General features: G+C 63.9%; 13 protein-coding genes. 2 read left to right on the top strand and 11 right to left on the bottom strand.

Features of this window, described 5'->3' with window-relative positions; all coding sequences use genetic code 11:
* Positions 1-73 precede the first annotated feature (73 nt).
* The gene (locus tag ACUYMZ_RS06035) at positions 74-814 is read left to right on the top strand and encodes a GntR family transcriptional regulator (RefSeq protein WP_426006220.1); all 741 of its coding nucleotides are present in this window, start codon (positions 74-76) and stop codon (positions 812-814) included.
* Between the two features lie 16 nt (positions 815-830).
* Positions 831-1,724: a 5-deoxy-glucuronate isomerase gene (gene iolB / locus ACUYMZ_RS06030; protein WP_481602430.1), complete on the top strand. Its 894-nt coding sequence runs from the start codon at positions 831-833 to the stop codon at positions 1,722-1,724.
* Positions 1,725-1,781: 57 nt separating this feature from the next.
* Here the strand turns inward: iolB and ACUYMZ_RS06025 are convergent, their stop codons facing one another.
* The 11 genes from ACUYMZ_RS06025 to ACUYMZ_RS05975 form a co-directional block, all read right to left on the bottom strand.
* Positions 1,782-2,651 (bottom strand): sugar phosphate isomerase/epimerase family protein, encoded by an 870-nt coding sequence (locus tag ACUYMZ_RS06025; protein ID WP_481602429.1) that lies wholly within the window; start codon positions 2,649-2,651, stop codon positions 1,782-1,784.
* A gap of 10 nt (positions 2,652-2,661) precedes the next feature.
* Positions 2,662-3,675: a Gfo/Idh/MocA family protein gene (locus ACUYMZ_RS06020; protein ID WP_481602428.1), complete on the bottom strand. Its 1,014-nt coding sequence runs from the start codon at positions 3,673-3,675 to the stop codon at positions 2,662-2,664.
* A 33-nt stretch (positions 3,676-3,708) separates the two neighbouring features.
* On the bottom strand, positions 3,709-4,626 hold the full coding sequence (locus ACUYMZ_RS06015) for a sugar phosphate isomerase/epimerase family protein (protein WP_442423894.1): 918 nt from the start codon (positions 4,624-4,626) through the stop codon (positions 3,709-3,711).
* 64 nt (positions 4,627-4,690) lie between these two features.
* The gene (locus ACUYMZ_RS06010; RefSeq protein WP_481602427.1) at positions 4,691-6,202 is read right to left on the bottom strand and encodes a CoA-acylating methylmalonate-semialdehyde dehydrogenase; all 1,512 of its coding nucleotides are present in this window, start codon (positions 6,200-6,202) and stop codon (positions 4,691-4,693) included.
* A 34-nt stretch (positions 6,203-6,236) separates the two neighbouring features.
* On the bottom strand, positions 6,237-8,165 hold the full coding sequence (gene iolD / locus ACUYMZ_RS06005) for a 3D-(3,5/4)-trihydroxycyclohexane-1,2-dione acylhydrolase (decyclizing) (RefSeq protein ID WP_481605822.1): 1,929 nt from the start codon (positions 8,163-8,165) through the stop codon (positions 6,237-6,239).
* Positions 8,166-8,189: 24 nt separating this feature from the next.
* Complete coding sequence (locus ACUYMZ_RS06000; RefSeq protein WP_481602426.1) at positions 8,190-9,152, bottom strand: Cgl0159 family (beta/alpha)8-fold protein; 963 nt, start codon at positions 9,150-9,152, stop codon at positions 8,190-8,192.
* Positions 9,149-10,156, bottom strand: coding sequence for a 5-dehydro-2-deoxygluconokinase (gene iolC, locus ACUYMZ_RS05995; protein ID WP_442423896.1), 1,008 nt, complete (start codon positions 10,154-10,156; stop codon positions 9,149-9,151). The genes ACUYMZ_RS06000 and iolC overlap by 4 nt, the downstream gene beginning before the upstream one ends.
* A 161-nt stretch (positions 10,157-10,317) precedes the next feature.
* Positions 10,318-10,722, bottom strand: coding sequence for a tautomerase family protein (locus tag ACUYMZ_RS05990; protein WP_481602425.1), 405 nt, complete (start codon positions 10,720-10,722; stop codon positions 10,318-10,320).
* Between the two features lie 185 nt (positions 10,723-10,907).
* Positions 10,908-11,810, bottom strand: a complete 903-nt coding sequence (gene sucD, locus ACUYMZ_RS05985; RefSeq protein ID WP_426006211.1) for a succinate--CoA ligase subunit alpha — start codon at positions 11,808-11,810, stop codon at positions 10,908-10,910.
* Positions 11,811-11,822: 12 nt separating this feature from the next.
* On the bottom strand, positions 11,823-12,992 hold the full coding sequence (gene sucC / locus ACUYMZ_RS05980) for an ADP-forming succinate--CoA ligase subunit beta (RefSeq protein ID WP_481602424.1): 1,170 nt from the start codon (positions 12,990-12,992) through the stop codon (positions 11,823-11,825).
* A 262-nt stretch (positions 12,993-13,254) separates the two neighbouring features.
* On the bottom strand, positions 13,255-13,935 hold the full coding sequence (locus tag ACUYMZ_RS05975; protein WP_481602423.1) for a hypothetical protein: 681 nt from the start codon (positions 13,933-13,935) through the stop codon (positions 13,255-13,257).
* Positions 13,936-13,951 lie beyond the last annotated feature (16 nt).

Here is a 13,951-nt window from a genome sequence, read left to right as displayed (position 1 = left end):
CAAGTATGTCCTTCCGGCAGAGGAGCCGAAACCCTGCTCCCGCCGGTCTTGCGCAGCCGTCCAGGAGGAAACCGTGGCGAACCAACTCAGCCTCAGCATCGATCGTTCGTCCCCGGTGCCGCTTTACCATCAGGTTGTCCAAGGCATCGAAAATGCCATCCACAGCGGCGTGCTCGAACCGGGCAGCAGGCTGGACAACGAGATCGAACTAGCAGCCCAACTGAACCTTTCCCGGCCCACCATGCGCAAGGCCATGGATGAACTGGTCCGGGCAGGATTGCTTGTACGCAAGCGGGGCGTGGGCACTCAGGTAGTAGCCAGCCAGGTCCGTCGGCCGCTGGAACTCTCCAGCCTCTACGACGACCTCAGCAACAACGGCAAAAAGCCCACCACCGAGGTCCTCAGCTTCTCCCACGTCGAGGCCGACGCCGCAACGCTCACCGCCCTCCAGCTGCCTGCCGGGTCCAAGGTCTACCACTTCACCCGGCTCCGCAAAGTGGGCGGGAAGCCCTTGGCCCTCATGGAAAACTGGGTCCGGGACGACATCACCAGCATGGATGAAGCCCAGCTCGCCAGCGAAGGCCTCTACGCCATCCTGCGGCGCGGCGGCGTCAATTTCCGCCTCGCCTCGCAACGCATCGGCGCCATGATCGCCAATGACTACCAGGCTCCCCTGCTCGAAACCGAAGTGGGCTCGGCCTTGGTCACCATGGAACGCACCGCGGTGGACGACACCGGACGCATGGTCGAAACCGGACACCACGTCTACCGCGCCGATTCCTACAGCTTTGAAATGACCCTCGTACAGCGCTAACGCAAGGACTTAACTTATGGCCAACTGGGTATACCCGCTGGGAACCGCCACTGACGGCAAGTGGGACATCTCCCTCGGCACCTCCGATTCGTCCCTCGCCGTCGACGGCTGGGCCCACACGGGACTGAAGGCCGCCACGCTCGCCCCGGGTGCCGCCGTCGAGCTTTCCGCCGCCGCTGAAGAGCGCATCGTGGTGCCGCTGAGCGGCTCCTTCACGGTAACGGTCGACGGCGAGGCGTACAGTCTCGCTGGCCGGCAGTCCGTTTTCCACGGCCCCACCGATGTCCTCTACACCGGCATCGACAAAGCGCTCACCATCAGCTCGAACGACGGCGGCAGGGTCGCGGTCGCGACCGCCCCCGCCAAAGCGTCGTACCCCACCAGGCTGGTCACCGCCGCAGAAACGCCCGTGGAACTGCGCGGCGCAGGCAACTGCTCCCGCCAAGTCCACAACTTCGGCACCCCCGCCGCGCTGGAAGCGGACCGCTTCATCGTCTGCGAAGTCATCACCCCCGCCGGCAACTGGTCCTCCTACCCTCCGCACAAGCACGACGAGGAAAAAGAAGGCGAAACCAGCCTCGAGGAAATCTACTACTTCGAAACCCGCGTAGCTCCAGGCTCCCCGGCCCCGCAGGAAAACGACGCCATCGGCTACGCCCGCGTCTACGCCTCCGACGAACGACCCATCGACGTCTCCGCCGAAGTCCGCACCGGAGACGTGGTCCTGGTCCCCTACGGCTGGCACGGCCCCGCCATGGCAGCCCCCGGCTACGACCTCTACTACCTCAACGTCATGGCCGGCCCCGGACGCGTCCGCGACTGGCTCATCAGCGACGACCCCCACCACGGCTGGATCCGCCAGACCTGGGAAGGACAGGACGTGGATTCCAGGCTCCCGTTCACGGCCTAGTCCGCAACGCGAAGAAAGCCCCTGTGACTCACAGGGGCTTTCTTCTGCTGTTCGCTGCTAGGCCTGGGCGATGTAGTCCGTCATCGTCTTGAGCTGGTAGCGGGAGACTTCCTCGGCGTTCTCGTCCTCGGCGAAGACGGAAGAGACCATCACCGTGTTTTCCTTGTCCAGGAACCCGATCTCCTTGAGACCGCCGAAGAACTCGTTCCAGTTCACATCGCCGTCACCGATCTTCAGGTGCTGATGGACACGCACGGCGTTCCCGGGCGGGTTGGTGATGTACCGCAGGCCGTGGGAGGCGTGGTGGTTCATGGTGTCCGAGACGTGCACCAGGCGTAGCTTGTCCCCGGCGGCACGCATGATGTCAAGCGGCTTGTTGCCCATGTGGAACGTATGCGAGGCAACGTAGACCATGCCGATGTTCGGCGAATTGACGCCACGGATGACGCGCAGTGCGGCCAGGCCATCCTCCACGAAGTCGTCCGGGTGGGGGTCGATCAGTACGTCCAGGCCTTCGCGCTCGATGATCGGCAGGAGTTCCTCCATGGAGCGGTAGAAGGCCCGCTCGGATTCCTCGGCCTTCTCGGGGCGGCCGCTGAACTCGGTGTTCATGGTCTGCACGCCCAGGTCAACGGCGATCTGGATGGCACGCTTCCAGTAGCGGACCGCGGCTTCGCGGGCGTCCTCGTCCGGTCCGGACCAGCGAAGCACGGGCAGGACAGAGGCGATTTCCACGCCGGCGTCCTTGCACGCTGCCTTGAGCTTGCCCACCAGTTCGTCGTCGGCCTTGGGGTGGTTGAAGAAGGGAATAAGGTCCGCGTGCGGCGTCATCTGCAGGTACTTGTACCCGAGGTCGGCAGCAACGCGGGGAAACTCCAACAGGCTGTGGCTGTGGTGGAAAGGGGTGGGGTCAAGTGCTATCTTCATGCCCGGGTCCTTACTTGTACAGGTCCGGCTTGGTGTTCAGCTGGACTTTGACCTTCTCGCCGGATTTCTGCGCTTCGACGCCGGCCTCGCAGCACGCTGCCGTCGCGTAACCATCCCAAGCCGTGGGTCCGCCGATTTCGCCACGAAGTGCCGCGTCCACCCAGGCCTGCACCTCGACGTCGTACGCGGCACCAAAACGTTCCTCGAAACCGGGGGTGACGTTGCCGCCCCACTTACCGGCGGTCTGGACGTACGGGCCGCTGTCACCACCGATGCTCACGATGCCGTCTTCGAAGGACGCCTGCGTGGCCACCTGGTAGCCGAACTTGGCATTGACGTAAATTTCGACGTCGGCCAGCACACCGGATTCTGTTTCGATCAGGACCTGCTGGGGATCGTGCTGACCGCTGGGCGCGTTGCGCGTCGGCTTGCCCAGCCGGACCTGCACGGACGTGATTTCCTCACCGGTAAAGTAGCGGATCGCGTCGAACTCGTGGACCACGGAGTCGTTGATCAGCATCTCGTTGGTGAAGCCCTCGGGAGTGCTCGGGTTCCGGTGCTGGTGGTGCAGCATCAACAGCTCCCCCAATTCGCTGTTGCGGATGATGGAACCCAAGGCCGAGTACTCGGCGTCGAACCGGCGCATGAAGCCGACCTGGATGCGCTTGTGGCCCAAGGCCAGCTCCGCCTGGACAACCTTCCACGAGCTCTCGGCATCCGGGGTCAGTGGCTTCTCGCACAGGATCGGGAAGTCCTTCTCCAGCGCCTTGTACAGGATCTCCTCGTGGAGGAATCCCGGCGTGGCGATCAGGACGGCGTTGACGTCACCGTTGTTGAGTGCCTCGTCAGCACTGGCCAGGGCCACTGCGCCCTCGATGCCTTCGATGGCGGCTTGCGCACGGGCCAGGTCAACGTCGACGACGGCGGCAACTTCAGCGCCGTGGATGCGCGTGCTGAGGCGCTTGATGTGGTCCGCACCCATGCGGCCTGCGCCGATGACGGCTACGCGGAGAGTCTTAGTCACTGTTTCTATCCTTCGTGAGGTGGGTTGGCGGTGCTACTGGACCCGGGTACGGGAACCGCAGGAGAGCAGGTAGTTGCGGGTGCGCTTGGCGATCGGCATCGGAACATCGAAGGCTACGGGGTACATGTCCTGCTCGACGATGCCGAAGATGGGACGGTTCAAGCCCTCAACGGCTTCGATGACGGCACGGAGGTCCGGCAGGCCGTTCGGCGGCTCCGTCATGACGCCGGCCAGATTTGCCGCTGCCCAGGTCATGTTCTCTTCGTTGACCTTCTTCAGGACCTCGGGGTTGATCTGCTTTAGGTGCAGGTAGCCGATCCGGTCCGGGTAGTTCTTGATAAGTTCCAGGCTGGAAGCACCGCAGTACTCGGCGTGGCCGGTGTCCAGGCACAGGTTCAGGTACTCCGGGTCCGTGGCCGCGAGGAGGGTCTCGATGTCCTTCTGGGCACCGACGTGCGAATCGGCGTGGGAGTGGAACTGCTGGTGCAGGCCGAAGTCCTCCAGGAGGACCTTGCCCATGCGGTTGTGGCCGGCGAAGAGATCCGCCCACTGCTCATCGCTGAGCTCCCCGTTTTCCACGGCCTCGCCAGTGACGTCGTCACGCCACATGGCCGGAATGACCACGATGTGCTCGCCGCCCATGGCTGCCGTGAGTTCCGCTACCTTGCGGGCGGGCTCCCAGGCTTCGTCGTACTGCTTGGCACCGCGGTGGAACGCAGTGAAGACGGTACCGGCGGTGACCTTCAGGTCACGCTGCTTGAGTTCTTCCGCGAGTCGGGTGGGGTCGTTCGGCAGGTAGCCGTACGGGCCCAGTTCGATCCACTTGTACCCGGACTCTGCAACCTCGTCCAGGAATCGCTCCCACGGTGTCTGCTGGGGGTCGTCCGCAAACCAAACGCCCCAGGAATCGGGTGCGGTGCCGATGATGAGCTTGTTCTCGACGTCTGTCATGACAACGGTGTCTTTCTTCGTGGCCGTGGTGCCCTGGCGTTGTTGCCAGGGCACCACAGTGGGGCTAGTTGGAGGGGAAGTTGTAGGAGGCGCCGGAGGCGTGGTGGGTTTCGGGCCAGCGGGAGGTGATGACTTTGCCGCGGGTGTAGAAGGAGACGCCTTCGGGGCCGTAGATGTGTTTGTCGCCGAAGAGGGAGGCTTTCCAGCCACCGAAGGAGTGGTAGGCCACCGGGACGGGCAGGGGCACGTTGATGCCGATCATGCCCACGGTGACTGAGCGCTGGAACTTCCGTGCCGCGGCGCCGGAGGAGGTGAAGATCGCGGTGCCGTTGCCGTAGGGGTTGGAGTTGATCAGTGTGATGCCCTCTTCGAGCGTGTCCACGCGGACCACTACCAGGACGGGGCCGAAGATCTCCTCGGTGTAGGCGGTCATTTCGGTTTTGCCGTGGTCGATCACGGTGGGGCCGACCCAGAAGCCTTCTTCGTGGCCCGGGACCACGAGGTCGCGGCCGTCCACCACCATGGCAGCACCAGCGGCTTCGGCTTCGGTGACGATCTTCACGATGCGTTCCTTGGAGGCCGGGGTGATCACCGGGCCCATTTCGGCGCCGGGTTCGGTGCCGTTGTTGACCTTCACGGCCAGGGCACGCTCTTGAACCTTCTTCACCAACAAATCAGCAGCGTCCCCGACCGCGACGGCGACCGAGATCGCCATGCACCGCTCCCCTGCGGAGCCGAACGCGGCGGCGGCGAGGTGGTCCGCGGCGTTGTCCAGGTCAGCGTCCGGCAGCACGATCGCGTGGTTCTTCGCCCCACCCAACGCCTGGACCCTCTTGCCGTGCTTAGTGGCGGTTTCGTGGACGTACTGGGCGATCGGGGTGGACCCGACAAAGCTGATGCCGTCCACGTCCGGGTGGGTCAGGAGGCCGTCGACGGTTTCCTTGCCGCCGTGCAGGACCTGGAACACACCATCGGGCAGGCCGGCTTCCTGCCAGAGCCTGGCCAGCAGCAGCGACGGGGACGGGTCCCGCTCGGAGGGCTTGAGGATGAACGCGTTACCGGTGGCGATCGCCATCGGGGCCATCCACAACGGCACCATCACGGGGAAGTTGAACGGGGTAATACCGGCCACCACACCGAGCGGTTCGCGGAAGGAGAACACATCGATGCCGGTGGAAACCTGGTCCGAGTAATCACCCTTCAACAAAGAAGGAATACCGCAGGCGAATTCGATCACTTCCAGGCCGCGGCCGATCTCGCCCTTGGCATCGGAGAGGACCTTGCCGTGCTCGGCCGTGATCAGCTCAGCGAGTTCGTCCACGTGCGCTGCGACCAGTTCACGGAACTTGAACAACACCGCGGTGCGCTTGGCCAGGGAGATATCGCCCCAGGAATCAGCGGCTTTGCGGGCAGCGGCAACAACCGTGTTCAGGTCGGCCTCGTTCGCCAGGCGCAGCTCGGCGGTGACCTGCCCGGTCGCAGGGTTGTACACCGGCTGGGTCCGGTCACCCTCACCGGAGGACTCGGCACCGTTGATGAAATGGTTGATAGTGGTCAAAGTGGTCGTCGTCGACATGTGTGGACTTCCTTGTCGGTGGTTCAGGGGTTGGTCAGCCGAGCAGTTTGCGCTGGCGGTTCTTGTGGTCGGTGTAGGTCTGGTAGGCCTGCTGGGTGGATTCGAGCTCCGAGACCGCGGAAACGGGCACGTCCCACCAGGACTCCGAGGACGGGGCGTCCAGGAGTGGATCGGACTCAACGTGGATCACGATAGGCCCGGTTTCCTCAGGGGCTGCCTTGGCGTCCCGGATGGCCTGCTCGAGCTCAGCGATGACCTTCTCACCGGGTTCGATCCGGATCACCTTCGCGCCGAGTGATTCGGCGTTGGTGGCCAGATCGATAGGCAGGTGCTCGCCGGCGTCGAAGGAGTGCTGTTCCTTGTCCAGGACCCGGTACTGGGTGCCGAAACGCTGCGACCCCAGGGATTCGGACAGGGATCCGATGGAGGCGTAGCCGTGGTTCTGGATCAGGACCACGATCAGTTTGATGCGCTCGGCGACGGCGGTGACCAGTTCGGTGTGCATCATCAGATAGGAGCCGTCCCCCACCATGACCACCACGTCCCTGTCCACGCCACCGGCGGCGGCTTCGGCAAGCGCGGCGCGCTTCACGCCCAGGCCACCCGGGATCTCGTAGCCCATGCAGGAGTACGCGTACTCGACGTGGTAACCGAACGCATCACGCACGCGCCACATCTTGTGCAGGTCACCCGGCAACGAACCAGCAGCGCAGATCACTACGTCCTGGGCGTCCATGGCCTTGTTCGTGGCCCCGATGATCGCATTCTGGCTGACCAACGGTGCGTAGTCCTGCGCGTACGCGGCATCCACTGTCGCGTCCCAGCGCTGCTTTTCGGCTGCGACTTTCTCTTCCAGATCCGCGCCGACGCGGTAGCCGCCCAGTGCCTGGTTCAACTTCACCAACGCCTTGCGGGCATCGGCAACGATCGGCAAGTGGGTGCCATGCTTGTACGCATCGATTGCCGCGACGTTGATGTTCACGAACTTCACGTCCGGGTTCTGGAACGCGGTCCGGGACGCGGTGGTGAAGTCTTCGTAGCGGGTGCCGATGCCGATGATCAGGTCCGCCTCGGCAGCGATGGCGTTCGCCGCCGTCGTGCCGGTTGAACCAATGGCTCCGAGCGCCTGCGGAGCGTCCCACGGCAGCACCCCAACACCGGCCTGGGTCCAGCCCACCGGGATCCCGCTCAGCTCGGCGAACTTAGCGAGTTCCTCGTTCGCGTAGGCGTAGAGCACGCCGCCGCCGGCGATGATCAGCGGGCGCTTTGCTGCACGGATGGCTTCGACGGCGCGGCGGATGTCATCGTCCTCGGCCTCGGGACGGCGGATGCGCCACTCCCGCTCGGCCAGGAACTCCTCGGGCACATCGAACGCCTCAGCCTGGACATCCTGCGGCAGCGAAATGGTCACCGCACCGGTCTCGGCCGGGTCCGTCAACACCCGCAGGCCATGATGGAAGGCGGAGAACAACTGCTCCGGCCGGGACACCCGGTCAAAGAACTTGGACAGCGGACGGAAGGCATCGTTGACCGTGATGTCATATGCGTACGGCTGCTCCAGCTGCTGCAACACCGGATCAGCGGCACGCGTCGCGAACGTATCGCTGGGAAGCAACAGCACAGGAAGACGGTTGGTGGTGGCCAGCGCCGCACCCGTGAGCAGGTTCGAGGAACCCGGGCCGATCGAGGTGCTGATCGCAAACGTCTGCCGGCGGCGCGTATGCCGGGCGTACCCCACCGCCTGATGCACCTGGGCCTGCTCGTTCCGGCCCTGGTAGTACGGCATGATCGTCGGGTCCGCGGCCTGGTACTGCTTCAACGCCTGGCCCACACCGGCCACGTTGCCGTGCCCGAAAATACCGAACGTGCCCGGAATCAGGCGCTCACGGAACTCCACACCGGCAACAGAGTCCACGGTGTACTGCTTGGACAAGAACTCGACCACGGCCTGCGCCACGGTCATCCGACGGGTTGATCCCACTGGTCTCTACTCCGATACTTTCACGGGAATACGGTCTGACGAGGTGTGCCCTGCAGCCTCGGCGACAGCGGGCGAACTGTTGTTCAGCAGCGAAGCGGCCGTTGCCACGGCCCCTGCCACGTCGCCGTCGTGCGGGTACAGCAGGGTGCGTCCGACGGTGAGGCCCTGCACGCCCGGAAGGGCGAGGGCTGTCTGCCACGAAGCGAATACTTCATCGGGGCTACCGTCAGGGTCACCGCCCAGCAGCACCGTGGGCAGCGTGGTGGAGGCCATGACGCGCTCCATCCCGGCGACCACCGGCAACTTCATCCAGGTGTAGGCGCTGGTGGAACCGAGGCCTTCGGCAATACCGACGGACTTGATCACGGCGTCGGCGCGGAGGTCGTTGCGCACCTTCCCGTGGGCGTCGCGAACAGACAGGAAAGGCTCCACCATGGCGATGAGCTTCCGGTCAGCCAAGGAGTCAATCGCCTTCGCGGTGGCTTCAAGGGTGGCCACCGTGTCCGGGTCGCCCAAACAAATCCGGGTGAGCATCTTGCCGCCATCGGCACCGAGCGCCTGCAAAGCCGCCGCAGTATGACCGGTGAAGCGGTCATCGAACTCGTTCACCAGCCCGGCAAGGCCGCCACGGTTCATCGAACCGAAGACCAGTTTTCCCTCGAGGGCACCGAGGAGCAGGAGGTCGTCCATGATGTCCGGCGAGGCCAGGATGCCGTCAACGGCGGGGTTGGCCAAGGCGATCTGCAGACGGTCCAGCAGGTCGCGCCGGTCTGCCATGGCCATCGGATCGGTACCAACTGCGAGGGCACCCCGGGCCGGATGGTCGGCGGCGACGATGAAGTTCTGCACGCCGTGCTTCAGGCCGGGATGACGACGGCGGGTGGCAGCTGCGCGTGCCACGGCCTCCGGGTCCTCCAGCCGCAAGCGGCTCAAGTGTTCGTAACGGCGGGGGTCATCATTGATGCTCAACGCACGGCTCCTTCTGCGAGTGCGGCGGATGCGCCGGGGATGGGGCGGCCGCGTTCGGCCAGCAGCGAGGTGACCTCATCCGGCGTCGGCATGGCATCCGCGCAGGAAAGGCGGGAGGCGACAATCGCACCCGAGGCATTCGCGTAATCGAGGACCTCCGAGAGCGGCCACCCGGACAGCAGGCCATGGCAGAACGCCCCACCGAAGGAGTCGCCGGCGCCGAGGCCGTTGACGGTCTCAACGGGGACCGGCGCAGACACCACGCGTTCGGTGCGGGTCTTCGCCATGACGCCTTCAGCGCCCAGCTTCACGACCGCGATCTCGACACCCGCGGCCAGGAGGCGGTCCGCCTGCTCATCAGGGGTCCCCTCCCCTACCGCCACGGAGCACTCCTTGTCGTTACCGATCGCGACCGTGACGTGCGGAAGGATCTTGGCCACTTCGGCGCGGGCTTCCTCTTCGGAAGCCCAGAACATCGGCCGGTAGTCCAGGTCCAGAATGGTGAACTGGCCATCCTTCAAGCTGGTCCGCGGACGGGCCTCATGCGCGGCAAGGTGTGCGGCGCGGGAGGGTTCCTGGCACAGGCCCGTCACGGTGGACCAGAAGATTCCGGCCTCGCGGATGGCGTCCAGGTCCAGCTCTTCGGCCTTGATCTGCAGGTCCGGGGCCGTGGGGAAACGGCCGTAGAAGTAAAGCGGGAACTCATCGGTAGCCGGCTTGATAGCACAGAACGTGGCCGGCGTCTGGCCCGGCGCCGGCGAGACGAAGGAGTCGTCCACGTTGAACTTGCGCAGTTCGCGGTGCAGGAAACTACCGAAAGGATCATCGCCCGTGCGGGTGATCACGCCTGTGCGGCGGCCGTGGCGGGCGGCTGCGACGGCCACGTTGGACGGCGAGCCTCCAAGGTACTTGCCGAAGGACGTCACATCCTCCAGTCCGACGCCGATGTCGTTCGGGTAGATATCAACGCTGATGCGCCCGATCGTGAGCAGTTCGTGGGTCACGGTACTCGTGGACCTTTCTCTTGTGAACTCTGAACCTTTGAGCGCTGGGCCCCAATGCCTTGCTACCCCTCAGTGAGCGGGGCCACATGACTACTGTGCACCAGAATCAATGTCCTGTCAAAGGTTTGTACTGACATATTTACAACATGACACAGCACTTGCTATTTGGCAGGAACAGCCAGCTCTCCGGTGACATACTGGCTGCGGCCAAAGCCGAAGGACCAATCCCCCGCCGTATTTTCGACGTATCCGACAAACACGTCCTCGCCGGCCACGCCGACCTCTGCCAGATTGGCCGCAAGAGCTTCGAACAGCGAGCTCTTGGCCACCTGGCTGCGACCCCCCTGGGTGAAGATCTGGATCATCACCACCCCGGAACTGCGCTCGAATCCAAGCCCTGCATCCTGGGCAATGATGTGTCCCTGCGGATGCTCGGTCAGGATGTGGAAGTAGTCCCGCTCGGGAATTCCATACTCCTCCAGGATGGCGTCATGGATGGCGCGGCTGAGACGGGCGAGCTCCTCGGGCGAGCGGCCCTGGTTGACGTCGATGCGAACGAGAGGCATTGCGGATCCCTTCGAAATAGTTTGTCCTAACATACTAACAAACTTGGCGGATTCTGGGTACAGCAAAGTCCCGCCGGAAGCACCGCCGGGACTTTGCTCCCCACAACGGGGCTTAAAGTACGACGGCGGCCCGCCACCTTCCATTCGAAAGGTGACGGGCCGCCGTCGGGGGTCAGCCGTGGAGACTAGAGCGCTGCGTAAACCTCGCGCAGGAGCTTGGCGGTCTCGGACGGCGTCTTGCCGACCTTCACGCCTGCTGCCTCGAGGGCTTCCTTCTTGGCCTGCGCGGTTCCGGCGGAACCGGAGACGATGGCGCCTGCGTGGCCCATGGTCTTGCCTTCAGGAGCCGTGAAGCCTGCCACGTAGCCCACAACGGGCTTGGTGACGTTGGCCTTGATGAAGTCGGCTGCGCGCTCTTCAGCGTCGCCACCGATTTCGCCGATCATGACGATGGCCTTGGTCTCCGGGTCGGCTTCGAACGCGGCCAGGGCGTCGATATGTGTGGTGCCGATGATCGGGTCACCGCCGATGCCGATCGCGGTGGAGAAGCCGAGGTCGCGGAGTTCGTACATCATCTGGTAGGTCAAGGTACCGGACTTGGAAACCAAGCCGATGGGGCCCTTGCCCGTGATGTTCGCCGGGGTGATGCCAACCAGGGCTTCACCCGGGGTGATGATGCCGGGGCAGTTCGGTCCGATGATGCGGGTGATCTGCTTGCCGTCAGCGTCCACCTTGGACTGGGCGAGTGCCCAGAACTCGGCGGAGTCCTGAACCGGAACGCCTTCGGTGATGACCACGACGAGGCCGATTTCGGCTTCGATGGCTTCAACCACGGCGTCCTTGGTGAATGCCGGCGGAACGAAGACGATGGAGACGTCCGCGCCGGTTTCGGCGATGGCTTCCTTGACGGTGCCGAAGACGTTGATTTCCTTGTCACCGTGCAGGACCGTGGTGCCGGCCTTGCGTGCGTTGACGCCACCGACAATGTTGGTGCCGGCCTTGAGCATCAGCGCGGTGTGCTTGGTGCCCTCGCCGCCGGTGATGCCCTGGACGATGACCTTGGAGTCCTTGTTGAGGTAGATAGACATTGTCGCGTCCCTTTACTTAGCTGCGTTGGCGAGCTCGGCGGCCTTGTCGGCGCCCTCGTCCATGGTGGCGGCCAGGGTAACCAGCGGGTGGTTGGCCTCGGTCAGGATGCGGCGGCCCTCTTCGACGTTGTTGCCGTCGAGGCGAACAACCAGCGGCTTGTTCGCAGAGGAACCGAGCTCAGCCAGTGCACCAACGATGCCCTTGGCCACGGCGTCACAGGCGGTGATGCCACCGAAGACGTTGACAAAGACGCTCTTGACCTGGGAGTCACCCAGGATAACGTCCAGGCCGTTGGCCATGACCTCGGCAGAAGCTCCACCACCGATGTCCAGGAAGTTGGCGGGCTTCACGTTGCCGTGGTTCTCGCCGGCGTAGGCAACGACGTCGAGGGTGGACATCACGAGACCGGCGCCATTGCCGATGATGCCTACTTCGCCATCCAGCTTCACGTAGTTGAGGTCCTGCGCCTTTGCCTTGGCCTCAAGCGGATCTGCTGCGTCCTTGTCCTCCAGTGCTGCGTGGTGCACGTGGCGGAAATCTGCGTTCTCGTCCAGGGTAACCTTGCCGTCCAAGGCAACGATGTCGCCGGTACCGGTACGGACCAGCGGGTTCACCTCGACCAGGGTTGCGTCTTCCTTCTTGAAAACGTCCCAGAGCTTCAGGATGACGTCCGCAACCTTGCCGCGCAGTTCTTCGGCGAAGCCTGCAGCCGCAACGATTTCGTCAGCCTTGGCCTGGTCGATGCCGACAGCCGGGTCGATGGCGATCTTGGCGAGGGCCTCGGGGCGCTCGACAGCCAGCTGCTCGATTTCCATGCCACCCTCGACCGAGCACATGGCCAGGTAGTTGCGGTTTGCACGGTCAAGAAGGATGGAGAAGTAGAATTCCTCGGCAATGTCCGCACCCTGGGCGATCATCACCTTGTTGACGGTGTGGCCCTTGATGTCCATGCCCAGGATGTTGGTGGAGTGCTCAAGCGCCTCGTCAGCGGACTTGGCAACCTTGACGCCGCCGGCCTTGCCGCGGCCACCGACCTTAACCTGTGCCTTGACGACAGTAACGCCGCCGATCTTCTCAGCAGCTGCCTTCGCTTCTTCAGGAGTGTGCGCCACGATGCCGGCGAGCACGGGTACACCGTGCGCCTCGAACATATCGCGCGCCTGATATTCAAACAGGTCCACGGTTTAGTGTCCTTCTACGTCGAAGTAGTTTTCTGTTCAGCCGGGAACCGCGATGACCGCGATAGCCAGCTGCGGAAAGTACGCGGTCACAACCAGGATTTAAGCCGGTCACATTGCGTAAGGTCCTCTCGGAACTTTAGCCCTTTGAGGAGTCCCGCCAGCTCCACACTACCGGTTAAGTGAGTAAGCTTACACTTCTATCGGACGTAGAAAATCCGCGCGATATCGCGGGTTTTCGCCCCCGGCCAGGTGTCCAGGAGCTCTAGCCCAGGGTTCCGCGGACTGTCTTGCCGCCGTCGGAAATCAACTGGTAGCCCTCACGGCTGACGAAGAACGCCACCCCGCCGGAAACATTCCCGCAGGCGACGCCGCCGTTGTAGGCCGAACAGCGCAGTCCATTGCGTTCAATGTTCTGCCCCTCCCCCAGTTCACGCAGCTTGGAGATCGGACCGTCCTTGGTGCCCTTGGGCCCAAATTCCGATTCCATCTGTGTTACGCCGGACCGACACGATCCATAGACTGCCTTGTCCGGCGTCAGGAGGACGGTCCCGCCCAGATAGCCGAGGCCGGTCCCTGCGCAGTCGTCACTGAAGTCCTCCGGCGCGGGCTTGCCGTACTTGGCGAGTTCGCAATGGACCACGGGCACCACAGGGAACTTATTGTTGGCCGCGTCCGAGTACGTGTTGGGCAGGTACGGGACGTTCAGGTGCCCACCCTTGGATGAGGTCATGGCGCACACCACGTTTCGGTCGGCCGTGATGAAAGCGGTGACATCTTCCCCCGCGGACAACGTGGTCTGTTCCGTGACCGGTACCTGGGTCAGCTGCTCGAGCGGCGGCAGCGGGTCCGGCGGCACGTAGTGGGGGTCCTTGGCCGAGAACGAACAGGCTGTGCTGACCACCAGGAGCAAGGCGGCAAGAATCCCCAATACAGTCTGTCGCATGGGTTCAATTATGCCG

It is taken from the genome of Arthrobacter sp. T572 (assembly GCF_056780115.1).
The sequence above is the reverse complement of the archived record's forward strand: the minus strand, read 5'-3'. Positions and strand labels throughout refer to the sequence as shown.

What these genes read in the sequence shown, in the direction of transcription:
- iolD (WP_481605822.1), bottom strand. Translation starts at nt 8,165, where the DNA reads ATGACCGTGGCGCAGGCCGTGGTCGAGTTCTTGTCCAAGCAGTACACC.
- ACUYMZ_RS05975 (WP_481602423.1), bottom strand. Translation starts at nt 13,935, where the DNA reads ATGCGACAGACTGTATTGGGGATTCTTGCCGCCTTGCTCCTGGTGGTC.
- ACUYMZ_RS06010 (WP_481602427.1), bottom strand. Translation starts at nt 6,202, where the DNA reads ATGTCGACGACGACCACTTTGACCACTATCAACCATTTCATCAACGGT.
- ACUYMZ_RS06015 (WP_442423894.1), bottom strand. Translation starts at nt 4,626, where the DNA reads ATGACAGACGTCGAGAACAAGCTCATCATCGGCACCGCACCCGATTCC.
- sucD (WP_426006211.1), bottom strand. Translation starts at nt 11,810, where the DNA reads ATGTCTATCTACCTCAACAAGGACTCCAAGGTCATCGTCCAGGGCATC.
- iolB (WP_481602430.1), top strand. Translation starts at nt 831, where the DNA reads ATGGCCAACTGGGTATACCCGCTGGGAACCGCCACTGACGGCAAGTGG.
- ACUYMZ_RS05990 (WP_481602425.1), bottom strand. Translation starts at nt 10,722, where the DNA reads ATGCCTCTCGTTCGCATCGACGTCAACCAGGGCCGCTCGCCCGAGGAG.
- ACUYMZ_RS06025 (WP_481602429.1), bottom strand. Translation starts at nt 2,651, where the DNA reads ATGAAGATAGCACTTGACCCCACCCCTTTCCACCACAGCCACAGCCTG.